This is a genomic window from Microcoleus sp. AT8-B5 (assembly GCF_036705565.1).
Classification (GTDB): Bacteria; Cyanobacteriota; Cyanobacteriia; order Cyanobacteriales; family Microcoleaceae; genus Microcoleus.
This window is the reverse complement of record NZ_JAUBUY010000031.1, coordinates 28,142-49,401: the sequence shown is the minus strand read 5'-3', so window position 1 is coordinate 49,401 and position 21,260 is coordinate 28,142. Positions and strand designations below refer to the sequence as shown.

At 44.5% G+C, this 21,260-nt stretch carries 20 protein-coding genes and 1 pseudogene; 6 read left to right on the top strand and 15 right to left on the bottom strand.

Translation table 11 applies throughout. The annotated features are described in order from the left end of the window. Positions 1 to 351: 351 nt before the first annotated feature. The 3 genes from QUB39_RS20185 to QUB39_RS20175 form a co-directional block, all read right to left on the bottom strand. A complete protein-coding gene (locus tag QUB39_RS20185; RefSeq protein ID WP_333056601.1) occupies positions 352 to 786 on the bottom strand; it encodes a hypothetical protein in 435 nt (144 codons plus the stop codon). A 5-nt stretch (positions 787 to 791) separates the two neighbouring features. Further along, the gene (locus QUB39_RS20180; protein ID WP_333056599.1) at positions 792 to 2,081 is read right to left on the bottom strand and encodes an AAA family ATPase; all 1,290 of its coding nucleotides are present in this window, start codon (positions 2,079 to 2,081) and stop codon (positions 792 to 794) included. Positions 2,082 to 2,617: 536 nt separating this feature from the next. After that, the gene (locus tag QUB39_RS20175) at positions 2,618 to 2,866 is read right to left on the bottom strand and encodes a hypothetical protein (RefSeq protein ID WP_333056597.1); all 249 of its coding nucleotides are present in this window, start codon (positions 2,864 to 2,866) and stop codon (positions 2,618 to 2,620) included. A gap of 519 nt (positions 2,867 to 3,385) precedes the next feature. Between QUB39_RS20175 and QUB39_RS20170 the strand changes: the two genes are divergently transcribed. Together QUB39_RS20170 and QUB39_RS20165 are read left to right on the top strand one after the other, a co-directional pair. Continuing rightward, complete coding sequence (locus QUB39_RS20170) at positions 3,386 to 3,757, top strand: hypothetical protein (RefSeq protein WP_333056595.1); 372 nt, start codon at positions 3,386 to 3,388, stop codon at positions 3,755 to 3,757. Positions 3,758 to 3,762: 5 nt separating this feature from the next. Further along, the gene (locus QUB39_RS20165; protein ID WP_333211624.1) at positions 3,763 to 4,191 is read left to right on the top strand and encodes an HNH endonuclease signature motif containing protein; all 429 of its coding nucleotides are present in this window, start codon (positions 3,763 to 3,765) and stop codon (positions 4,189 to 4,191) included. A 12-nt stretch (positions 4,192 to 4,203) separates the two neighbouring features. Here QUB39_RS20165 and QUB39_RS20160 read toward each other — a convergent pair whose 3' ends face one another. After that, a complete protein-coding gene (locus QUB39_RS20160) occupies positions 4,204 to 4,449 on the bottom strand; it encodes a hypothetical protein (RefSeq protein ID WP_333233963.1) in 246 nt (81 codons plus the stop codon). A 71-nt stretch (positions 4,450 to 4,520) separates the two neighbouring features. Between QUB39_RS20160 and QUB39_RS20155 the strand changes: the two genes are divergently transcribed. The 3 genes from QUB39_RS20155 (at position 4,521) to QUB39_RS20145 (ending at position 5,429) form a co-directional block, all read left to right on the top strand. Then, entirely contained in the window at positions 4,521 to 4,655 is a 135-nt protein-coding gene (locus tag QUB39_RS20155; protein WP_333056589.1) for a hypothetical protein, read from the top strand. Positions 4,656 to 4,717: 62 nt separating this feature from the next. Continuing rightward, the gene (locus QUB39_RS20150) at positions 4,718 to 5,077 is read left to right on the top strand and encodes a DUF433 domain-containing protein (protein WP_333056588.1); all 360 of its coding nucleotides are present in this window, start codon (positions 4,718 to 4,720) and stop codon (positions 5,075 to 5,077) included. 4 nt (positions 5,078 to 5,081) lie between these two features. Then, a complete protein-coding gene (locus QUB39_RS20145; protein ID WP_333056587.1) occupies positions 5,082 to 5,429 on the top strand; it encodes a DUF5615 family PIN-like protein in 348 nt (115 codons plus the stop codon). A 181-nt stretch (positions 5,430 to 5,610) separates the two neighbouring features. Here the strand turns inward: QUB39_RS20145 and topA are convergent, their stop codons facing one another. Continuing rightward, positions 5,611 to 8,337 carry a type I DNA topoisomerase gene (topA, locus tag QUB39_RS20140; protein WP_333211620.1) on the bottom strand — a complete coding sequence of 909 codons (2,727 nt, stop codon included), beginning with the start codon at positions 8,335 to 8,337 and terminating at the stop codon, positions 5,611 to 5,613. Between the two features lie 478 nt (positions 8,338 to 8,815). Here topA and QUB39_RS20135 point away from each other — a divergent pair, with 478 nt between their 5' ends. Then, a complete protein-coding gene (locus QUB39_RS20135) occupies positions 8,816 to 9,388 on the top strand; it encodes a hypothetical protein (RefSeq protein ID WP_333211618.1) in 573 nt (190 codons plus the stop codon). 1,842 nt (positions 9,389 to 11,230) lie between these two features. On the opposite strand, the gene QUB39_RS20130 is transcribed toward QUB39_RS20135, so the two are convergent. From QUB39_RS20130 to QUB39_RS20085, 10 genes and pseudogenes are all read right to left on the bottom strand, one after another. Further along, entirely contained in the window at positions 11,231 to 12,499 is a 1,269-nt protein-coding gene (locus tag QUB39_RS20130) for a WcaI family glycosyltransferase (protein WP_333211975.1), read from the bottom strand. 161 nt (positions 12,500 to 12,660) lie between these two features. Then, a complete protein-coding gene (locus tag QUB39_RS20125) occupies positions 12,661 to 13,098 on the bottom strand; it encodes an ATP-binding protein (RefSeq protein ID WP_333056578.1) in 438 nt (145 codons plus the stop codon). Between the two features lie 546 nt (positions 13,099 to 13,644). Continuing rightward, positions 13,645 to 14,643, bottom strand: a complete 999-nt coding sequence (locus QUB39_RS20120; protein ID WP_333056577.1) for a sugar transferase — start codon at positions 14,641 to 14,643, stop codon at positions 13,645 to 13,647. 397 nt (positions 14,644 to 15,040) lie between these two features. Then, positions 15,041 to 15,709 carry a DUF3318 domain-containing protein gene (locus tag QUB39_RS20115; RefSeq protein ID WP_333056576.1) on the bottom strand — a complete coding sequence of 223 codons (669 nt, stop codon included), beginning with the start codon at positions 15,707 to 15,709 and terminating at the stop codon, positions 15,041 to 15,043. A 752-nt stretch (positions 15,710 to 16,461) separates the two neighbouring features. After that, positions 16,462 to 17,517 carry a hypothetical protein gene (locus QUB39_RS20110; RefSeq protein ID WP_333056575.1) on the bottom strand — a complete coding sequence of 352 codons (1,056 nt, stop codon included), beginning with the start codon at positions 17,515 to 17,517 and terminating at the stop codon, positions 16,462 to 16,464. Between the two features lie 300 nt (positions 17,518 to 17,817). Then, positions 17,818 to 18,183, bottom strand: a complete 366-nt coding sequence (locus QUB39_RS20105; RefSeq protein ID WP_333211972.1) for a type II toxin-antitoxin system HicB family antitoxin — start codon at positions 18,181 to 18,183, stop codon at positions 17,818 to 17,820. Beyond that, positions 18,155 to 18,424 carry a type II toxin-antitoxin system HicA family toxin gene (locus tag QUB39_RS20100; RefSeq protein WP_333056573.1) on the bottom strand — a complete coding sequence of 90 codons (270 nt, stop codon included), beginning with the start codon at positions 18,422 to 18,424 and terminating at the stop codon, positions 18,155 to 18,157. Before QUB39_RS20100 ends, QUB39_RS20105 begins: the two co-directional genes overlap by 29 nt. Before the next feature lie 84 nt (positions 18,425 to 18,508). Beyond that, positions 18,509 to 19,918 carry a ferredoxin:protochlorophyllide reductase (ATP-dependent) subunit N gene (locus tag QUB39_RS20095; RefSeq protein ID WP_333056572.1) on the bottom strand — a complete coding sequence of 470 codons (1,410 nt, stop codon included), beginning with the start codon at positions 19,916 to 19,918 and terminating at the stop codon, positions 18,509 to 18,511. Next, positions 19,899 to 20,111 (bottom strand): hypothetical protein, encoded by a 213-nt coding sequence (locus tag QUB39_RS20090; RefSeq protein WP_333211970.1) that lies wholly within the window; start codon positions 20,109 to 20,111, stop codon positions 19,899 to 19,901. The genes QUB39_RS20095 and QUB39_RS20090 overlap by 20 nt, the downstream gene beginning before the upstream one ends. A gap of 284 nt (positions 20,112 to 20,395) precedes the next feature. Next, positions 20,396 to 21,260, bottom strand: a pseudogene (locus QUB39_RS20085) (DUF5331 domain-containing protein); the annotation flags it as partial.

Genomic DNA, 21,260 nt, shown 5'->3' with positions numbered 1-21,260 from the left:
TATTGAATTCTAGCTCCTTTATGTCTCCATAAAAGTTTAAATCAATGTTAATTTATGGCTAAACATCGCACAATATCGAGGTAATAAAGATAGAGATTTGCGGGGATCAAGGAATTCAGTAATATAAAATAGGATTTACACAAGAGCTTGCGGAGAGTGTTCACTGGGCACCTGATGCGTATGTGCTGCAGCGGGTGGGAGAAGTTGTGCAAGTCCCCAAAAAGATACTTTTCAAGGTAGAACTCGTAATGATTTATATGTGAATTAAATTTTATTTATGCAGGCGAATTGTCTGCTGACTCCTTTTCAGGTAGAGTTCTGTATGTTTGTCATATCAAAGTTCTCGTTAGTTTAGCTTGTGGACGTACTTAAATCATACTCATCTTGAATATTCTTGATTCTGAAACTAGCATTAAATTTTTTCTTAAACTGACTTTGTAGCTGTTGTATACTTGGTGTTTGTTTTGGCACACGTGTAGACACGACAAAACATAGCTTCTTAATCTTTTGCGGATTTGCCGAAAGTAAATTAATAGTTGATTCTATTTGTTTAACCGCCTGTGCAATATCGCTTCCTTTCAACTCTACATATATTTCTACTGCATCAGAAGGAATGAGTGCATAGTCGCAACGCAAAGTCTCATTGTCACTAATAACGCAGCCATCAACCTTAATTATTAATATTTCGTCTTTATTCGGGTTGAGGAACGTTATTTTACTTTTGTTTTCCTGCAAGACAATCTTGGTGTCGGATCTATGTTCCTCACACTCTGGAATACTTTTCATATAATTCAAACTAAGTTGAGAAGTTGATCGAATTCAATAGCTAGTTCATCAGAAACAGAATCAATTACTCGCGCATCAATCAACCCAGTATCAGGACACACAATACTCTGGCATTTTCCATTGCTCAAAACATAGGCTGAGAGATCGTCAACATCTAATGATTTGTATCTAGATACAATCTTTTCTAGTTGATGTTGTATATCTTCGCTGGATTCTTCATAAAGAAGCCCAGCCTGGAGCAGATTATTAAGTGCTGTCAGGACATAAGGACTATGGGTAGTTATGAAGAATTGAAGTTGCTCTTTGCGAGAATTAAAGACTGTAGCGATCAACTCGACAATATTACGCTGTGCGCTTGGAAATAAATGCGCTTCCGGCTCCTCAATATACACTGTCTGACCCACTGGAGGGGAAGCTATAAAAGGTAGTGCAGCTAGGATAATTGTCAGAGGTAATGTTTCCTGTTGACCGGAAGATGAGTTCGCAATACTAATACGTCTTCCATCTGCCACCTCCAGAAAATCTTTGCCTTTTTCCTGTATATGCTTACCACATAAAGACTGCTCTATTAGCCTGTTTATTTCCTCTAGTATATCTTTTGTATATTTATGTTCCAGGTAAATATTATATTTTATACGCAATTTTTTTATCGTTTCGTATGTTGAGCCAAAGGATCTTAGAAATGGATCTAAGGTATTATTGCTTGAAAGAAAAGAAAAAATATTGCTCTGAAGATTAGCGAAAAATGAGCGACCAGCAGGAATAAAAAGCTGATTGAAGGCGGCCTCTCGACCAATGGATCTGCCTAAACTTTCTACTAAGTGATCTTTTAAAATTTTATGGCCAAACAATGAACTATTAATAATATTATTACTCAAAGTTATTTCAGAGCTTTCCTCTCTTGCTTTTTTGAGTAAATTGCGTAGGTCTGCCAATTGTTTCTTGAAAAAATCTGAATAGCTGAGGGAAATTCTACCTTTGGTATCCTGTTTTCTACTAACTTCTATAAAAAAATTGGAAATTTCATACCTGATGAAAAAATCTTGTTTTCCCCAACTATCAGGAGGAAAATATTCCTCAAACGTCTTGGAATAGTTTGAATCTAGATTGCGTTTTGTCTGCTCATTATTTACAACCGATAAAATTTCCCATACGAAGTTCTTAAAATAAAAAAGGAGTTTAGCGCAAACACTTTTACCGCTGGCTTGAGGGCCAATAAGTATATTTATTCGCTTGATTTCAATCTCTAAATCCTTGATGCCAGCAAAGTTTCTAACTATTAATTTTTCAGCCATAATTGAAATCAAGTATGGTAAGGGCTTGTGTCATCTTAACATACCAATTTAATTTTTATGGTTAAAGTTGTCACTTTTGTGTTAATAAACCGAATTAGTCACCCTAGGAAAAACCTCAAACAACTCTCATTAATATCAAGATGGATTTCTACCATTTGTACCAATATACTTTTGGATTACCGCAGTTTTTTCGTGAAAGTCGATCGCCCATATCGCCTTTCTGGTCGCTGAGGAGATGTTAGACCAACGTCCAGTTATTGATAGGGGAAGGAATTACCGAAACCCTAAAATAATACCATTTTTACAAAGTTTGGCTAAAAAATAAGTGTTGGGTTTGTTTACATCGGCTCTCGATCGCACAAGTGCGGATCTGTGAGATTGTCGATATGCTGCGTTAGGGGTTGTTCATGGCGGCGCACCCTACGACTACTTAGCCGATCGCCACAAAGTAGACTAAAGCAATCTCAATCCGAAAATCACTGCATCGGTTTGATTGCTGGCTAGATGCCATCGCCAATATTTTCCGCTGAAAAAATCTAGGAAGCGACTAAAACAGGGCACTCTGAAATCCGGCAAACATTGGACACAGTTGGCTGGTGGGAAACCACTCGCAGTTCGTGAGGATAGCGGGGACGGGGGTCATTTTCTAACCAGATGGGCGGTACCATCATCACTTCATAGTAAGCGATCGTATCGAAAACACCTGGCTGGGACTTCAACTCCACTGTTAAGCCCGCTCGGTACTCAAATGCTTCTTCCCAGTCTAGATTTTCATTGATACCCATAGCGATCGCGCCTCTTAATCTTGTTTCTTTTGTCCATTGTAGAGCCCTACATAAAAGATTGGGTACTTTCTGTTGCTTACGATACAATTTTTAACCTTATATGTTCGATTCATGACAATTTAACAGAGAGGAGCAATTGTCAATAAGTAAATAGGATGATTTTGCTGACGGGTGACAAGTAAGCCCAAAAGGTAGGCTTGACAAGAGTTGGAGTTGAGATGTCTAAAAAAAAATAGGGGCGATGGAACCGCGCAGACGTTTATGACACAAAGGAAGAGAAGAGAATTTTAAGGATTGAAGTACAAACCTATTTTTGCCATCTTGTCTAGTGTTTTACAAATAAAGAAACCGGGTTTCTGGGATGAGTGAAAACTAAACTAATTTCACTTGGTTTTCTACTTTGTCGCAGTCGCCGTATTTTTAGCAAGCGAGATCCTGCTTCATTTCTTTTTGGCAGATGTCTAATACTCAAAGTAAAATATGGCATAATATAAATATTAGTTTCATAGCTTTGCACCTATGACCGCCCAAATTACCCTAAATCTGCCAGATGAAGTCTATCACCAAGCAGAATTGCTAGCGCTGCAACGCCACCGCACCGTGAGTGAGATTCTAGTAGAAACTCTGGAAAATTTTCTCTTACCAACCGCTAAACCAGTATCAGCACTGTCTGATTCAGAAGTAATCACTCAGACTCAACTCCGGCTGCAACCACTCCAAGAACAACGATTGAGTGAATTGCTAGACCGCCAACAATCCGGTACGATCGCATCTGTAGAACTGGCTGAATTGCAGGAATTAATCCACATATATGAAACTCGACTATTGCGACAAGCTCAAGCCTTAAATGAAGCTGTGCGGCGCGGCTTGCTGGAACCATTAAAAGGATAAGCAAAATGGCAATTTCTGAACAAGTTAGAGCCAGAGTTCGCGCACAAGCTCAAAATCGGTGCGGTTATTGTCGCAGTTTACAAATGTATGTTTTGGGAATATTGGAAATTGACCATATTATTCCTAAAGCGATTGGCGGTACTGACGAGGAAGAAAATCTCTGGCTGGCTTGTAGTCTGTGCAATAATTACAAAGGAACCCAAACAGACGCATTCGATCGGGTCACGCAAAAGCACGTTAAGTTGTTTAATCCGCGCACTCAACAATGGTCACAAAATTTTGCTTGGAGTGAAGACGCTACAAAAATTATTGGACTTACAGATTGCGACCGCGCAACAGTAACAGCACTACAGCTAAACAATCATATTGCTGTTACTGTCAGGCGTCAGTGGGTTAGTGCTGGATGGCATCCGCCAACCGACATTTCTCCTTAAAAGGTTTGAGGGTCACAAATGGTCGATCGCACATATGGCCTTTTTGGCGACTGAGGAGATTTTAGACCAGCGCGAGGTCAGAGATAGGGTGGGTGGTGCGATCGATCGCGCAAATGATATCAAACTGACTAATTTAACTGAAATTAATACTGAGTAAGTGCAAATTATGTAAAAAAGAGCGATCGCACTTTCATCGAGATGTTGAAAAAAGTGCGATCGCTCTTTTGTCCGGGATTGGGAAAAATGGCGATCGCCCATCAATTTTGTTACCTCCTTACCTCCACCAACACCTAGAATGATGAATCGATTATTTCTACGAAACTCTGCAATTGCCCGCGGCACCCCCAGCCGCACCCACATCCAAGCGCCGCTCAGCAGTCACCGTTGACATGGAAGCCCTCACTCACCGCGATAAGCTAGAGCTAGCAGCAGAATTAATCCACAACGTTTTGCAAGAAACCTAACTAATATGGCGATCGCCCTACAATATAAAATACATACATAATTCATAAATCAAATAAGCTCTATGACAATCCCAGAATTAGAAGCGCAACTCAAGGCCTTAACGCTAAGGGAGAAAGCTGAGGCAATCAGCATCTTAACCCAGAGTCTCAAAAACAGGGGACGCTCTATTACAAAAACTCCCGGCGTGATGGGCGGCGATGCTTGTATTGACAATACTCGCATTCCCGTTTGGTTGCTCGCAAGCTATCGCAATGACGGCGCTACCGATGCTTTTATCCTAGACTGCTATCCCCATCTCAGTGCTGCTGATTTGGTAAATGTTTGGGCTTATGCTGAAGCTTATCCTGACGAAATTGAGGAAGCAATTAGACTGCAAGATGAGGCTGACGAAATATTAGATACACCTGAAAATATCAAATAAACCTATGGCGCGTCTCTACGCAGACGAACAATTTCCTCGGCAAGTCGTGCAAAACCTGCGGTCTTTGGGGCATGATGTCCTGACTGTTCAAGAAGCAGGAAATGCTGGACTACCGGATGAGGATGTATTAGCATTTGCCATCATTGAAAATCGGGCTGTTTTGACCGTCAACCGACGGGATTTCTTTCAACTGCACAAGCTGCAACCTGACCACTGTGGTATTATTGCCTGCACGCGAGATGACGATATTGCTAGACTGACTGCTAATATTAATGATGCAATATCTACTGCTGAGACATTGACGAAAAAAGTGATTCGTGTCTATCGCTCAGGGCCGCCGTCCATATCTTAATTGAATTCAAGAGACCTTATGCCCTACTATACTCAAGCCGAATTTTAAGGACTGAAGTCCTTACTACAAACCTAAATTTGTGCAGTATTTTACCAACAAAAAAACCGGGCGGCACGGGGAGTAGGGGTCGCACCGCCCCTACACCGTCCGGGTTTCTCGATCAGTGAAAACTAAACTAAAATCACGTTGTCTTCTTCTTAGTCGCAGTCGCCGTCGCAGCCTTCTTAGTCGTGGTTTTCTTCGCCCCAGTCGCCGTCTTCTTAGCAGTAGTTTTCTTCGCCGCAGTCTTCTTCGTTGCAGTCTCCGATTTCTCCGCCGCAGTCTTAGTTGACTTCTTCGACTTGCTGCTAGATTTTCCGCCGCCCGCTGCTTCCTTCGCTGCTAACAAATCCAGTGCTTTTTGTAAGGTGAAATTCTCCACAGATTCATCCTTCGACAAAGAAGCATTGATATCGCCGTGTTTCACGTAGGGGCCGTACCGGCCATCGTAAACATTGATCAATTCTCCCGACTCTGGATGGGCGCCCAATTCCTTCAAAGGTGTAGCTGTTTTGCTGCGGCCGCGGGCGGCTTTCGGCTGCGATAATAACTCTAATGCCCGATCGAGCTCGATCGTCAAAACATCATCCGGCGGTTTGATCGATCGATAATCCTTCCCAACCTTACCCTGGTCATGCACCACATAAGGCCCGTACATCCCCAAATTAGCTTGCACCTTCGCCCCCGTCTCCGGGTGAGTTCCCAACAACCGGGGTAAAGTCAACAAACTCACCGCCATATCCACCGTCACGCTATCCTTATCCGTCCCCTTCGGTAAAGAAGCCCGCTTCGGTTTCTTGTTCGTTTCCGAAACATCCCCTAACTGAACGTATGGCCCATAACTGCCAATCAGCACATAAATCGGTTCCCCGGTTTCCGGGTGAAGACCCAATTTTTCCGGGCCTTCCATTTTTTGCTTTAACAGAAACTCCACCTGTTCCGGGTCTAAATCTGCCGGCGTCAAATCTTGCGGAATCGATGCTTTTACCAGGCCTTCTTCGCTTTCAGATTCCAGGTATGCGCCGAATTTGCCGATGCAGACTTTAGCAGAAATATTCTCCAATACCACAGTTCGGGCAACTTTCGCATCAATCTGACTTTCCTGTTCTTTAACTTGGGTTGCGAGTCCGGTTTCCCCTGTATAAAACTTTTGCAAATACGGCAGCCATTTCGCCTCGCCGGTGGCAATTTCATCGAGGGTTTGTTCCATTCGGGAAGTAAAACCGGTGTCTACTAAATCGGGAAAATGTGTTTCCAATAAAGTCGTGACGGCGAAAGCGGTGAATGTCGGAATTAGGGCGTTAGCTATTAATTTCGCATATCCCCGATCGACAATTGTACCGATAATACTCGCATAGGTACTCGGACGGCCCACACCTTCGCTTTCCAGCATTTTCACCAGAGAAGCTTCCGTGTAGCGGGCAGGAGGTTGAGTTTCGTGGCCAACTGCCTCTAAATCCTTACAATTAGGTTTATCCCCCACCTTCAGCGCCGGCAAAATCACCTCTTGGTCTTCCAGCGCCGCATTCGGATCGTCGGAACCTTCCACGTAGGCGCGCAAAAAGCCTGGAAAATCAATGCGTTTCCCGCTGGAACGGAAACCGGCATCTTCTACCTGAGTTAATACAGTGACGTGAGTTTGGCGAGAATCAGCCATTTGAGAAGCCACAGTCCGCTTCCAAATCAAATCATAGAGGCGGAAATCAATCCCATCCAATCCCGTTTGCTGCGGAGTCCGAAAAGTGCTGCCGGCGGGACGGATAGCTTCGTGGGCTTCCTGGGCGCCTTTGCTTTTCGTGGTGTATTTGCGCGGTTGGGGGCTGAGGTATTCGCTGCCGTAAAGTTCTTGGACGCAACTGCGCGCCGCTTCTAAAGCCTGTTCGGACAAATGCACCGAATCCGTCCGCATATAGGTGATAAAACCGCGTTCGTAGAGGCTTTGGGCAATTCGCATGGTTTCCCGCGCACCCAGCCTCAGTTTGCGGTTAGCTTCCTGCTGCAAAGTCGAGGTCGTAAACGGTGGCGAGGGTTTGCGGGTGACTGGCCGTTCTTCGAGATTGCTGACAGTCCAAGGTTTGTTTTGAATGCGTGAGAGTAAAGCCCGCGCCTGTTCTTCGTTCAGCAAAAGTACACGGCGGCCTGCGATAATTTGCCCGGTATTTTCATCAAAATCGCTGCCGTTTGCAACTTTTACATTGCCGACAGTCACGAGTTTGGCATCAAAGGAAATTTTGCCCTTTTCCAAAAGCGCTTTTAAATCCCAGTAACTACCTTGGCGGAAAGCGCGGCGTTCCCGTTCCCGGCGCACCAACAGGCGTACAGCGACTGACTGCACTCTACCGGCGGACAAACCCCAAGCGATTTTTTTCCACAGTAGCGGAGATAGTGTGTAACCGACGAGTCTGTCGAGAATTCGGCGAGTTTCTTGGGCTTGTACAACTCGATTGTCGATATCGCGGCAGTGAGTCAAAGCATCGCGGATAGCTTCGCGGGTGATTTCGTGAAACACCATCCGCTTGATCGGCACTTTGGGTTTGAGGATTTGCAGCAAATGCCAGGAAATGCTTTCGCCTTCCCGGTCTTCGTCAGTGGCTAGAATCAGTTCTGTGGCGTCTTTGAGGGCGTCTTTGAGTTCTTTAACAATTTTCTTTTTATCTTTCGGGATGACGTAGAGGGGTTCAAAGTCTGCTTCCACGTTTACGCCCAGTTGCGCCCATTTTTCTCCTTTAACGGCTTCTGGTATTTCTTCGGCGGAGGATGGTAGGTCGCGGACATGGCCCATCGATGCCTCTACACGGTAGGTGGAGGGCAGGAAGTTGCGGATGGTGCGGGCTTTGGTAGGAGATTCGACGATGACTAAGGTTGACATGGCATCTTTTAAATATGGATGGCAGCGCAGCTAGAGGGTCTAAGTTAGAGAGTTTAGGTCAGATGTCAAGGTTTCTTTCAACTTTGGGCGATTATTTTCAAACTACCTTAATTTTTAACTTACTGCCGATCGGGTGGCAGGTGACAATGTGATGGGATTTTACTGCTTTGGGGGCAGAGGCTGCGAATCGCGTCTCTACAAGATGCACGGGATGATGACCTGACTCTAGCAGAATTGTCGCTAACTGGATGTTGAGACTGCTGGATGCGGGCTGATGGTTCCTCAATCTGGTTGTAACTTGAAGCTTGGGAAAGGTTGGGGCGAGCGATTTTAGATTTTAGATTTTAGATTTTAGATTGGGGAATATTTACTGAGTTGAGGTTTGGGACTATCGATTTTAGATTTTAGATTTTAGATTTTAGATTTTAGATTGGGAAAGATTGACTGAGTTGAGGTTTGGGACTTTGGTCAGTACGCAGTGCAGCATCAGCGCGGCGATCGGAAGGAAAGCCATCACAGAGGGTTAAAATTATTTGAGCGATCGAGCAATTCGATGAATAATGCTATGACATTTGAATTCGACCATCTTTTCATCCTTACTGATATTGGTGCTCCCGAAGCTAATCGCCTATCATCCTTCGGTTTAGTTGAGGGTGGATCTCGCATTCATCACGGACAAGGTACAGCCAATCGCTGTTTCTTTTTCCATAACGCAATGTTGGAATTGTTATGGATTCACGATCCAGAAGAGGCGAAGTCTGAGCCAATTCATCAGACTCGTCTTTGGGAGCGATCGACAAATCGGAATAATGGTGCGTGTCCGTTTGGCATTTGTTTGCCTCCACCCAAAGGTTCTGAGGACACAGTTGCATTTTCTAGTTGGGCATATCGTCCACCTTATTTACAGCATATTCTATGTATATGTAGTACACACAATTTTGTAGCAATTAAGGTGCGGATACCCGTCAATATGCAAGTTTTATCAAATATGAAGCAGATCCGCACCCGGAGGATTAACACCACACAATATAGCTGGCAATGTACTTTATGAACCACAGAATATGCTGTATCTGAAACGATGAGTATCGCAGTAGAAAAAAATAGTGATGTTTTGACTGAGCCCATGCTTTTCCAAAATTCCTTTGGTAAAGGTCTCGATCAATACTCTGCCGATCGGGCATGAAAAATAAATAACTTAATGAATTACTCCTGTTGGGGAACGGCTCGATAATTCCATTTTGACCAATATTACTCGAAAATAATTTGCATTGTATTTGACAAATCATCAGCCGCCTTTCGACCATTTTGATCTAATTTATTAAAAATATTTACCTCTACAGCAGATATTCCATTTTTATTTTTTTACACGAGAGCTTTTACTAATTATTGAATAGTAATAATTACTCCTTTACAATCCTTGGCAATATGAGTAAAAAATCGATATTATTTCTTGATTGTATTTAGACGTAAGGATCGGGAATTAAATAACTTACAATTTTAATTGTTATTGTGGGATGGGCGTCCCGCCCGGGCTTTTTTGTCGGGCGGGACGCCCATCCCACTTTCAAGAGTGGTAGTTATTTAATTCTCATTCCTAAGCTGTGGAGCATTTAAACCATTAACGCTCCAGGTAAGGTGCGTCATTACAGAAGTGTTTCCCGCATAAGCGCGTAAGTGTTCACTCCTGACAACGAATTTTTTTATGGTACCCGCCACGTGATTTATCCGTGGAATCAATCGAAAGCATCTCAAATCGAAAACCCTCACGCCCCCGCATTTATACGTGGGGTCAATTCTTTCATCTAAAATCTAAAATCTATTGACGCACCATACAAGCCTCGTTACTGGTTTAAATGCTCCACAGCTTAGGTAGCTTTACCATAATTATCCTACCAGTTTTTTAAAGAGTCACAGGCTAATTAACTGGTATATTTACTATTTATTAATGTTATCTATCCTCGATTTTATTAACAATCATAAATTCCCTGGGTAATTACTTTGCCGTGACCTAAACTCCAAAAATCATGAGCGAAAGTAGTGACAGGTTCCTTTGTATAGAGAGTTCTCAGACGATACAAAATTCTTGAAATTTCTTTCTTTTTGGTATCAAAACGGTTGGATAGGATTGCTGGCTTCTCTATACTCTGCATGAAGTCTAGCAATTTTTTTAAATTGATAGTCCCGATTTTGATTGATTTCTATTGTTTGTTTTTTTTGAGCTTTTCGTTCACATACCCATGCTTTTTTAATAGTTTGGCAACTAACGGGAGACTAATGGTAAAACCTGCCGCCCGTAATCCAGAAGCTATTTCTTTATGCGTCAAATTAGTTTCTTTGATTCATTCATTCATCGGGTATCCGGCTGTAAATTTTTTAAAAGTTATAAAAAGGCTGCCTCAATGCCTATTTGAGTAGACAGAATACTTTTTCTTCCCCCTCCTTTCTTTCTGATCCTGGAACTATTGAGTGTCGGTTCGTCCATTTTTTCTAAATCTTCCAATCCCTTGATGAGGGTATTTCGACTGCATCCCACAAGTTGCATTACATAGCTAATTCCACCCCACCCTAATTTTTGAGTTTAAGAAAGCTGCATACCTTATTTTATCCTTTTCTGATAATGATTTATAAAATTTTATCATTTATGAGTCAATTGAATTAAATAAAACATGAGTTTAAAAGTTAATTAGAATAGTTAAGGAGAAAAATCTGTTGTGAGTCTATCTGTCTAGGAGTGAAAATTGTAATCTCACACTTTTTTTATTATATTCATTATAACCGATAACTCATCAATTTATTGATTTTTCATTCCTAAGTTGCTATTCTACACCCATCTTACTAATTTTATCTTGTCAACTGGATCGATTTCATTTACCGGAGCGATCGCCCCTAGCGATCATTTCGGCAAAGGCTCCAATATTTTCTCACCATGACTCGCTGCCACCGCCGCAAATAAAGCTTCATAATGATTCAAAGCTTCCTCAAATCCGTAATTCTCTACAGCATAATTTCTGCCTTGCTCGCCCAAGGCATCCACCTTAGCGGGGTGCAGGTACAAATCCTCAACAGCCTCAGCCAAAGCCTGCGGATCTTCCGGCGCTACCACCACCCCGCCACCGCTTTGCTGCACTGCTTTCTGGGCCGTACCAGTTTCGGGAACCGACGCCAAAATTGCCCGACCACTGGCGAGAATTACTTGAATTTTTGAAGGCATATTGAAGTTAGTAACGCGACGCTTTTGTACGACTAAACTAACATCAGCAGCAGCTAACAATTCCGGCAATTTTTCTCGCGGTTCAAATGGTAGCAACATTACATTATTAGCTTTGTAAGTTTCGCAATCTTGTTGCAAGCGCGCCAGTGCTGTTGATTCCCCCACAATTACAAAAGCAATTTCGGTTATGTGTTTCAAACGAGCCGCTGCTTGGACAACTGTTTGCAAGCCTTGAGTTAGGGCAATATTGCCAGCATAGAGAACGACAAATTTGCCCTTGAGTTTGTGAGTTTCTCGAAATGAGTTACTTTCCTTGGGTAAGGGCCGAATGAAATTGACATCAACCCAATTGGGAACGCAAACTATTTTTTCCGGGGGTACTCCCTGAGAGTGCAATTTTTTGACAAAACCGCTGTCGATGACGCTGACTTGGCTGGCTGTGTTGTAGGCAAATTTTTCTAAGGCGTCAGCAATGCCAACTAGCAGTCCGTTTTTTTTGACCAAGCCGACGCGCACGGCTGCTTCTGAGACGATATCCTGAACGTTGAGGACGATCGGGCAAGCGCGAATCCAGCCGTAAAAGGCGACTGGGACGCAAATCGGTAAAGGGGGCATTGTCGAGAAAATCACGTCGGGACGCCAGCCTCTGAAGGCTTGGACGGCGCTGGAGACTACAAAACTGCCGTCTAGCACAAGTCGGTCTAGGAGGCTGGGGTGGGGGCCGTTGACGCGCAGATAGCTGCGCTGAATTGTGACGCCGTTGTGTTCTTCGGTGAGGTAAAATTTGCCCTCATATTGCGGATAAATCCGCCGCTGCGGATAGTTGGGCATTCCTGTGACGACTCGGACTTGGTGGCCGCGCTTGACTAAGCCTTGCGCTAGTTCTGTCATCAGGGGGGCAATGCCGATCGGCTCTGGATAGTAGTTATAGGAATAAATTAGAATACGCATAATATTTATTTTGAAGCAAATTGTCCTCCAGTCGCGTGCATCGAGCCTGCACCCGCACAATTGCAGACGATGTGGTTGGGTTCCGGGTAGGACAATAGGGAGCGAGGGGATCTTCCACTGCTTGCGAAAGAAGCCGCCCTTACCGGGCGGGTATCGCGCCCTCAGCTAATGTTTTTTCGCATTACCAGGCAGTTGCGGCGATCGTCGGTACGGATATACCGAAGGTCGTCTGTGAGCTTGTACATGAACACCAGTCCCCTTTCTCCTTCTCTGTCCAAAGGATCGCGCTGCTCTTGCATAATCGAGTGCAGCTTTGCTTCTAAGTTGAAGGGTTGACCCCTGTCCCAAATCCTAATTTCTAAGTAATCGGCAAACACTTTTACCTCAATGTCTATGGGCGTTGTGGAGGGCAAGTTCTGGTGAGCGTGGCGGACAGCGTTTGTAAAGCCTTCGTTGATTATCAGTCGGCACTGCCACCAAAAATCCGCTGGTATCATGGGCAAAACGATATTCTCCAACCATTCCAAAACGGATGTTAAAGCATTCAGGTCTGTTTCAACCTGCAGGTGCCACTCGGCCTTTGGTTGCTTGTCTTTCATCTTTCTTCCCCCAGGTCGGCCCCCACCACCGCTGTACTCAGCGCCGGAGGGAGAGAAAAAGGAGGGCAAGGTCTTGGCAACATATTAGTTAAGTCAAGCTTGAGTTGAAGAAGCCCGTTTTGCCTCAAGGTGAGCATTCCTTTCGCACCATTTACTCGCACAGCAAATGAGAGACTTCCGATACTGTAACCCGCCTCGGTAGGGCGTTTAAATAGGGAAAATTTCCGAGTCAGCTTGGGAGGCAGTGATTTAAGCTTCGACTGTGTTAGCAGTCGCTACTTTTCTAAACACAGGTGAGTTCTTCTCGTCCTCGAAAATCATGCTGGGATCATTCGAGTATGACTCGAACTCGTCAATTGCTAATTATTAATGCTCTGATTGCAGAGCTGGCAACTAGCTGTGCATTTTCTGGGCGTGTGAATTTTAACACTTAATGCTAACGTAGGTATCGCTAGCGATCGTCTGCTTGACTAAGTATCGAGTTCGAGTTCCCGCCCCCCGTCGGCAACACCACCTCAAAGTTCAGCGGTGGGTTGTTGAGGGTTCCTACACAGCGCCACTATTTTTGTTAAACAGGACTGTTACAGTTTTAACAATTAGTTTCAAGTCATACATCAAGCTCCAGTTTTGTTGGTATTTTAAATCTAAACGGATGACATCTTCAAAATCGCGGACTTGAGAGCGACCGTTGACTTGCCATTCCCCTGTCATCCCGGGTTTGACATCCAAACGCTGCCACTGAGGGACTTCGTAGCGCTCAACTTCGTCTGGGGTAGGCGGTCTGGTGCCGACTAGACTCATTTCGCCTTTGAGCACGTTCCAAAACTGCGGCAGTTCATCGAGGCTGGTTTTGCGTAAGATGCGCCCGACTTTAGTAATCCGCGGGTCGTTGTCATTTTTGAAAAATGCGCCAGAAGCCTGGTTTTTGATTTGGGCTTTCATAGCTTCGGCGTTGGTACACATCGATCGAAATTTCCAAATCCGAAATTGTCTGCCCATCCAGCCACAGCGGGTTTGACCGAAAAATATCGGGCCTGGATCGTTGATAGTGATGGCGGCAGCTATGGGTACGAGCAAAATTCCTGTAATTATCAAACCGACGATTGCCCCAACGATATCTATCAGCCGCTTCACCCACGATTGCACTGAAGGGTGGGTCATCGGTAGCTGATTGTCCGAGGGCTTGGTCTCTGTGGGAGTTGAGGTTGGAGAGGGCTGCTCGATCGTCAGCACTTGATCTAGGCTGGTGAGAGCAAATACTGCCATCACCTGCGGCTTGAGGCTTCGGAGCACCAAGTCACTCTCTCGCTGTTTGGCAAATTTCAGATTGCTGACTAAAGCACCTATCCCGCTACTGTCGATGAATGTCGTCTGACTGAAGTCTAGGACAATCTTGCTGGGAACGGTGCTGCCCGAAAAAAGTTGCTGACAGGTTGTCTTGAAGTTTACGGCTTCAAGTACGCTCAAGCGCACGGGTATGTGAACTGAGGGAATCTCGTCCGAGTACGTTACCCGAAAATCTGCCTCTGGGGTTTGACTGACCATGAAGTCCTGGTTTCAAATTTCAAGCTGATGTCTTTAGCCTATTCTGTCCTAGCAGCTCCACCTTTACCAAATATTATGGTTAACAAAAGGCTAGCTTTATACAAACTTTACAAAAATGCCTGCCAACTCGCCCACCGAGAATGATATCAAAGGCAAAAATAGACTTAAGTCTACCAGTGCCAGTTTTGGCCTAAAGATTTTTGAACATCGTCGAGGCCAAACTTTGACATCGGAATCAAGATTTTTGTGGATTCAGGCCGATTAATCTTGTCGTTAATCATTTTGGTGCGTGTCTTGCACCGGATAGCCATCGCAGTTAACAGTTAACAGCTAACACCGAAGTCAACAGTTAACGGTTAACTGGAAAACCCCCGTAACAAGCGTCGGGGGGATGAGCTTAAGAATTGTAGACGTTTTCTGACTGAGAGGTTTCGCGGGTGATGGGTTTGACTTTGGCTTTGGCTTTGGCTGCGTTGCGTTTGAGGGCCTGGAGACGAGCTTCGTATTTAGCCCGCTGCTGTTTTTTGGAGGTTTGTTCGATTAAGGTTTTTAAGGCGCTGCCGAGGCTTTTGTAGGCGTTTGGGAGAGTGTAGCCGAAGCGGGTGGCTAGGGCGAGGGCTTTTTCGTCGGCGTCTATTGCTTCTTTTAAACTTTTCTCTCCGTTGTTTTTTTGGTAAAGTCTCCAGCCGGAGACGCCGCACAGGGATAGGGCTAGTAACAGCAGCAAGCCGTCTTGCACCCAAAGTTCGCCGACAGCGCCGCCTAAACCAATGGCGAGGGCTGCCATTTCCCAACCGTCTCTGGGAATGGTGTCGTTTTGGATTCTGGCGACTTCGTGCCAAAATAGGAGGTTCCGCTGATCCATTGCTAGCTGTTCCCAGCGGATCAGGTCTATTTGGATTTCTACCTGGTCTTTGCCTATTTCTTCGCTGCGGATCAGGGTAGGATTAACTTCTATTGTTTTTTCTACTGTTACCCAACTTTGGAGTTCTGGGGGCAGTATGTTTTTCAAGCGCCGGATCTCACTCATCTCGGCTCTTGCTGTAGAGGTTGCATAGGATGTCATAGCTCCGGCCTATTGATTTTCCAAAGGTTAATATGTGTATATTTCTGGAGTATAGCAAACCTTGAATCCAAATATAGTCGAGTAAGGAGGGGTCGATCGACCAATACTTGCAAATTTACTTGATTTTAGTCTCAGCGGGCGATCGCAACTGCCGACTCGATCCTTGATTTTCGACTATTTCATCAACAGTTCGATTTCTTGTCGCAATTTCGACCAACCTGACAAAACTTCCGGCTGAGAAGTTATGCCTTTTTGAACTAAAACAACTCCGTCAAATACTTCAGAAAATCCCTACAAACCTCGCCGTAGAGCTTCATCGGTAAAACGCACTCCCCCCCGAACTCTACCTCTGTCAATCGGAGCTTTTAATAAATTCTTATGCTGTAAATGCCACAAGTCATAATCGACAGCTAATTTTAAAAAAATGGCGACAACTTAATCCGTGTAATATGAGTCTAAAACCTTGTTTTATCCTCCCTTACGCGATATCTTTTTAGGGAAAATAAAGTTTTGCAACTCTTCTTTTTGTCCGAACATCCTCTCTTTTTTTGCCTCATTTAACATTCATTTTTTTCTCTTTTTTTGCTACATGAGCGCGATGATCGCCCACAGTCGGGTGTTCGATCGCGCTCATGTAGCGAGTGGGAGCGTCCGCTGCTGGCACTAACTACTGGTCTACCCCCTTTCCTTCTTGTAGTGGAATTACCACTTTTCGGGGATTTACACACATCATTCAGACGGGATTTCAATGATTAAAGTGACTTCAAAATACCGCTTTCCAACTGATAAATTGCTGCCATGATTCCGCTTTCAGGATTTGTGAGGAGGGACTTTTTGACATCTTTCAAGTATTCTACAATGTGTTCCCGCAAAATCGGTCTTTCTACTTTGACTGTGTGATTGTAATCCCACAAATCCCAAATGATAATTCCGATGCCGACAATCGGATCTATTAAACTTACTCCCAACTGACTAGCAACTGTACCGCCTGTTTTTGTTGCCATTTTGGCGGCGGCTTTGCTGGCAACTTTTGCCGTAACTTTGCTGCCAACTTTAGTTGCAACTCCCAAAATTAAGGGTTTAGCAATTAAGTAGCCGCTGCCGCCAACTAATACTTTTAATGATAAATTCGAGACGTTTCCTTTGTCGCTAATTGTGGTGGCAATATCGTTCAGATATTTGTCCCATTGTACTTGCGGTATATTATAATTATTTTGAACTACTTTCACATTTTTGCTAACTTCTGATATATACAAATTAGCAGTATCTTGAGTGATTAATTGAAATCGCAGTTGAGCGTTTTTGGGTACCAGCACGCGGTTAGCAAATTCTCTTTGAAAGTCTTCGGTTAATTTTTCGGAAACAGCACGAGATGCTGCTGTCATATCAAATCTGTTGAGTACGGCAGATTTCACGAAGTTAAAAGGTACGGTAAACTCCATCTTTTTTTGAGTGAAGTAATCAAAGTACCAATCGAGGAAACTATTGTCAACCCGCGCGATTACTTCAGTTTCCCATTTGTCCAACTCTTTTGAGGCGAAAGTTTCGGCTGTTATATGGGATTTTTGGATGGCGTTTTTTATGTCTTGGTTGACTTTGCTGAAATCGTGTGGCGGCGAGACTACAACTGCTGTGGTTCCGGTATTTGTTAGTGACTGGGAAATTAGAAAGTTACCGAATAGGGGAATGATGACTACTAGAATTACGATCGTCCAAATCATCGGTGTCACAGTTTTGATAAACTGACCGATAACTCTGAGACGTTCTGTTTTCTCTGAATAGCTAATTTCTTCCTTGTCTTGACTCATGGCGGTTTCTCAACTGATGAGAGTTGGGCTAGTTTCGATTATAGGCGATCGTACTTGCGATCGTGTTACGGGCGTGTGGCCTGAGATTCTGGAAAAGTTGGGGAAAAGTGCGCGCGAGTGAAGCTACCCCAAAGCGAATTGATTCAAAAGTACGATCGCACTCTTCATCCGCGTTAATCTTTGTTAATCTGCCTGCATTAGCGGTTCATAAAAAAATAAAAAAGCGTGAAGCGAAGCTATCCCGCAGGGAATCGCCCTTGAAGCGTGCCTCAAACTTGATAATCCTTATCTGATTATATTTTAGCCTGCTTTACTTAACACAAGCAGAATGTACTGGTCAAGACTAACTCCTTCCCTTTCCGCTTTTTCTGCTAAACTCAAATGTAGAGATTTAGGAATGTGTAAAGATAGACTTCCACTATACTCAACCTCCGTTGCAGGTAAAGGAATCTCATCGCCGCACTCATAAGCAGTCTCTATCCACAATTCCCTAGCTTCCTGAATATTCTCCATCGCTTCGGACAAGGTTTCACCCTGAGACATACAGCCAGGAAGGTCTTTTATTATAGCTGTATAACCTTCTGATTCTGGATAAAAATTGATAGGATATTTCAGGCTCAAGTAATAATCTAGGGATTTAAGCTTGACTTTCATCTTCTGATTCATCGCTCCATTCCTCTAACTTCAATAATGCCACAATTTGCTTAACGTAGACTCCTTTTACCTTCTGACCGCCCTTTTTAGGGACTGTAATCTTTAATCCATCGGCATTTCGGAAAGAATGGTGACTTCCTTTCGATCCCTTTTCTTCAAACCCAAAAGCAGTTAGGATATAGCACACATCGTCAAACCGCACTTCTGGTGGATTTGCTAAAAATTGTTCTACCAGTTTTCCTAACTTGCCCATAAATTTTTATGGATGCTTATACTATTCTAATAAATAAGGGCGGGCATTGCCCACCCTCCCTATGAATCAGGTGTAATTCAGAAATTAAATCTTCGCTTCATTCTTCACCAAATTACCCCAACCCAAATCCTTCAGCGAATTATTCCGGCGCAGCGGACGAGTCACCAACTCCAAAATATCCCGCGCATTACCAAAGCCGTGAATCTGAGCAAAAGTAAACTCAACAGACCACTTAGTATTAATTCCCCGCGCTTCCAAAGGATTAGCGTGAGCCATACCAGTAATCACCAAATCAATATTCTGCTCGTAAATCCGCTGCAACTGATTGTAATTGTCTGGTTTCTCCACAATCCGAGGAGTAGGAACTCCCATCTCGTGACAAGTCTTTTCTAACAAAGCCAATTCAGCCGCCTGATAGCGCTTGTCCATGTAAGGAATGCCGATTTCCGGGCAAGTCATGCCGCAGCGAATCAAGAAACGTGCTAAAGAAATCTCCAGCAAATTGTCTCCCATAAAGAAGACAGATTTACCGCGAATTATTTGCAGGTAATCTTCCAAACCTGCCCAGATTTGCGCTTCCCGTTCGTCCAAACCTTTTGGTTCAATTCCCAACACTGAGCAAATCTTTTCAATCCAAGCGCGAGTTCCGTCAGGGCCGATCGGGAATGGCGCACCAATTAGCTTACACTTGCGGCGGCGCATCAACGTAGAAGCAGTACGCGACAAGAACGGATTCATGCCAGATACATAATAGCCTTCTTCCAAGACTGGCAATTCAGTGTAGCGCTTGGAAGGAAGCCAACCGGAAACTTTGATTCCTTGCTTCTTCAATTCTAGAGTTAGCTGAGTAACAACCGGGTCGGGCAAAGAACCGAAAAGTACCAGCGGCGTGTGCTTGACATATTCCGATTCATCTGCTGCAACTTCCTCTTTTTTCTTGCCGAAATTCAGCAGTTGAGAGATAGCATTTCTTTCTTGTTTCTGAGATTCCATCACGGGCGCTTTCTCAGGGCATTTAGCAGCCATCGCCGCTAAAACGGTATCTTCCCCTTGAGTAAAAGCGTAATCCAAGCCGTTAGCGCGCGCTGTGACGATGGGAATGCCAATTTCTGCTTCGAGTTTGGGCGCCAAGCCTTCCAAATCCATTTTGATGATTTCGGTGGTGCAAGTGCCGATCCAAACAATTACACTGGGGTTACGATCGCGCTTAATTTGCAAGCACAGCCGCTTCAACTCATCATAATCGTTTAATTGAGCGGAAATATCCCCTTCTTCCAACTCAGCCATCGCATAGCGAGGCTCAGCAAAAATCATCACGCCCATGGCGTTTTGCAAGAAATAGCCGCAAGTCTTAGTACCGATGACCAAGAAAAAACTATCTTCAATTTTTTGATAAAGCCAAGCTACGCAGCTAATCGGACAAAAAGTGTGATAATTGCCTGTTTCGCATTCAAAGTTTAAAGCTTCCGGTTCATTAGTAGTAATAGCAGTCATATCTCAAATCTTCTCCCTTTAAATTGTTTTTCGTCTCGAACAGGAATTGCGGCGGAGCGAGGAAACACCTGGATTTTGCGATCGTCTCGGTGCGATCGCCCACCAGAGGAATAGGTTGTTTTTCCTCTCGAACGCGAACAAGCCAGCGGCGATAAAATACCTCTTTTGTGCGATCGCGACCCACAGCGAACAATAAATAGAAATACCTATTTTTGGGCTAATTCCTGTAAAAAATAGATGCAGCCCACTCAATATTTCCGCAGCAGCCGCAGCATCCAAAATTCTGGCTAAAAAATTCTGCGCGAGGGCATACAATCCCTCACAGCAGGGATTTAGTTTACTTCAATTCGCTAAGGCCAAAAGCCTTTTGGCAGTTGTGAGTTGGAGCTAATTAAAAATTAACAACTCGCAACTCACAACTCACAAATAGAGCGGGAAACTTCAAGACTAGAAGAGACGCGGGCGATCGCAACAACCTCACTTAAAATCAGATAAAAAGCCGGAAATTTCTTCATCTTCATCGTCGGAATCCAAATCACCGAGATCTAGAGCATCTAAATCATCTTCATCTGGATCTCCGGTAGTTGCTTCCCCCAGATCGTCGAGTCCGAGATCGTCGAGGTCATCGTCATCAGATACAGAGAAATCGTCAATACCGTCATCGTCCAAGTCGCCCAGATCCATGTCTAGGTCATCTGAGGTCGCTGTCCCAAAAGGATCGGGTATTTCTTCGGCGACAAACTCTGCATCTTCTTCCCCAAACGGATCGGAAATCCCCGATTCGAGATATCCAGAGGTCAAAGTCCCAAATTGTGAGGCTTCATCTTCCTCGTCATCGCCGAGGTCGAGACCGCCCAAAGCCGAGGCTTCATCTTCCTCGTCATCGCCGAGGTCGAGACCGCCCAAAGCCGAGGCTTCATCTTCCTCGTCATCATCGCCGAGGTCGAGACCGCCCAAAGCCAAGGCTTCATCTTCCTCGTCATCGCCCATATCAAAGTCAGATACGGCGTCTTCCTCATCGTCGCCCATATCAAAGTCAGATACGGCGTCTTCCTCATCTTCGCCCATATCAAAGTCAGATACGGCGTCTTCCTCATCGTCTTCTAGACCGAGACCGTCCAAAGCCGAGGCTTCTTCCTCATCGTCGTCCATGTCGAAGTCGGAGACCGCTTCTTCCTCGTCATCGTCCATGTCGAAGTCGGAGACCGCTTCTTCCTCGTCATCGTCCATGTCGAAGTCGGAGACTGCTTCTTCCTCGTCATCGCCCATGTCGAAGTCGGAGACTGCTTCTTCCTCGTCATCGCCCATGTCGAAGTCGGAGACTGCTTCTTCCTCGTCATCG

What these genes read in the sequence shown, in the direction of transcription:
- QUB39_RS20110 (WP_333056575.1), bottom strand. Translation starts at nt 17,517, where the DNA reads ATGAGTCAAGACAAGGAAGAAATTAGCTATTCAGAGAAAACAGAACGT.
- QUB39_RS20130 (WP_333211975.1), bottom strand. Translation starts at nt 12,499, where the DNA reads ATGCGTATTCTAATTTATTCCTATAACTACTATCCAGAGCCGATCGGC.
- QUB39_RS20180 (WP_333056599.1), bottom strand. Translation starts at nt 2,081, where the DNA reads ATGGCTGAAAAATTAATAGTTAGAAACTTTGCTGGCATCAAGGATTTA.
- QUB39_RS20120 (WP_333056577.1), bottom strand. Translation starts at nt 14,643, where the DNA reads ATGGTCAGTCAAACCCCAGAGGCAGATTTTCGGGTAACGTACTCGGAC.
- QUB39_RS20095 (WP_333056572.1), bottom strand. Translation starts at nt 19,918, where the DNA reads ATGACTGCTATTACTACTAATGAACCGGAAGCTTTAAACTTTGAATGC.
- topA (WP_333211620.1), bottom strand. Translation starts at nt 8,337, where the DNA reads ATGTCAACCTTAGTCATCGTCGAATCTCCTACCAAAGCCCGCACCATC.
- QUB39_RS20170 (WP_333056595.1), top strand. Translation starts at nt 3,386, where the DNA reads ATGACCGCCCAAATTACCCTAAATCTGCCAGATGAAGTCTATCACCAA.
- QUB39_RS20100 (WP_333056573.1), bottom strand. Translation starts at nt 18,424, where the DNA reads ATGGGCAAGTTAGGAAAACTGGTAGAACAATTTTTAGCAAATCCACCA.
- QUB39_RS20105 (WP_333211972.1), bottom strand. Translation starts at nt 18,183, where the DNA reads ATGAATCAGAAGATGAAAGTCAAGCTTAAATCCCTAGATTATTACTTG.
- QUB39_RS20165 (WP_333211624.1), top strand. Translation starts at nt 3,763, where the DNA reads ATGGCAATTTCTGAACAAGTTAGAGCCAGAGTTCGCGCACAAGCTCAA.
- QUB39_RS20175 (WP_333056597.1), bottom strand. Translation starts at nt 2,866, where the DNA reads ATGGGTATCAATGAAAATCTAGACTGGGAAGAAGCATTTGAGTACCGA.
- QUB39_RS20145 (WP_333056587.1), top strand. Translation starts at nt 5,082, where the DNA reads ATGGCGCGTCTCTACGCAGACGAACAATTTCCTCGGCAAGTCGTGCAA.
- QUB39_RS20185 (WP_333056601.1), bottom strand. Translation starts at nt 786, where the DNA reads ATGAAAAGTATTCCAGAGTGTGAGGAACATAGATCCGACACCAAGATT.
- QUB39_RS20160 (WP_333233963.1), bottom strand. Translation starts at nt 4,449, where the DNA reads ATGGGCGATCGCCATTTTTCCCAATCCCGGACAAAAGAGCGATCGCAC.
- QUB39_RS20115 (WP_333056576.1), bottom strand. Translation starts at nt 15,709, where the DNA reads ATGACATCCTATGCAACCTCTACAGCAAGAGCCGAGATGAGTGAGATC.
- QUB39_RS20150 (WP_333056588.1), top strand. Translation starts at nt 4,718, where the DNA reads ATGACAATCCCAGAATTAGAAGCGCAACTCAAGGCCTTAACGCTAAGG.
- QUB39_RS20125 (WP_333056578.1), bottom strand. Translation starts at nt 13,098, where the DNA reads ATGAAAGACAAGCAACCAAAGGCCGAGTGGCACCTGCAGGTTGAAACA.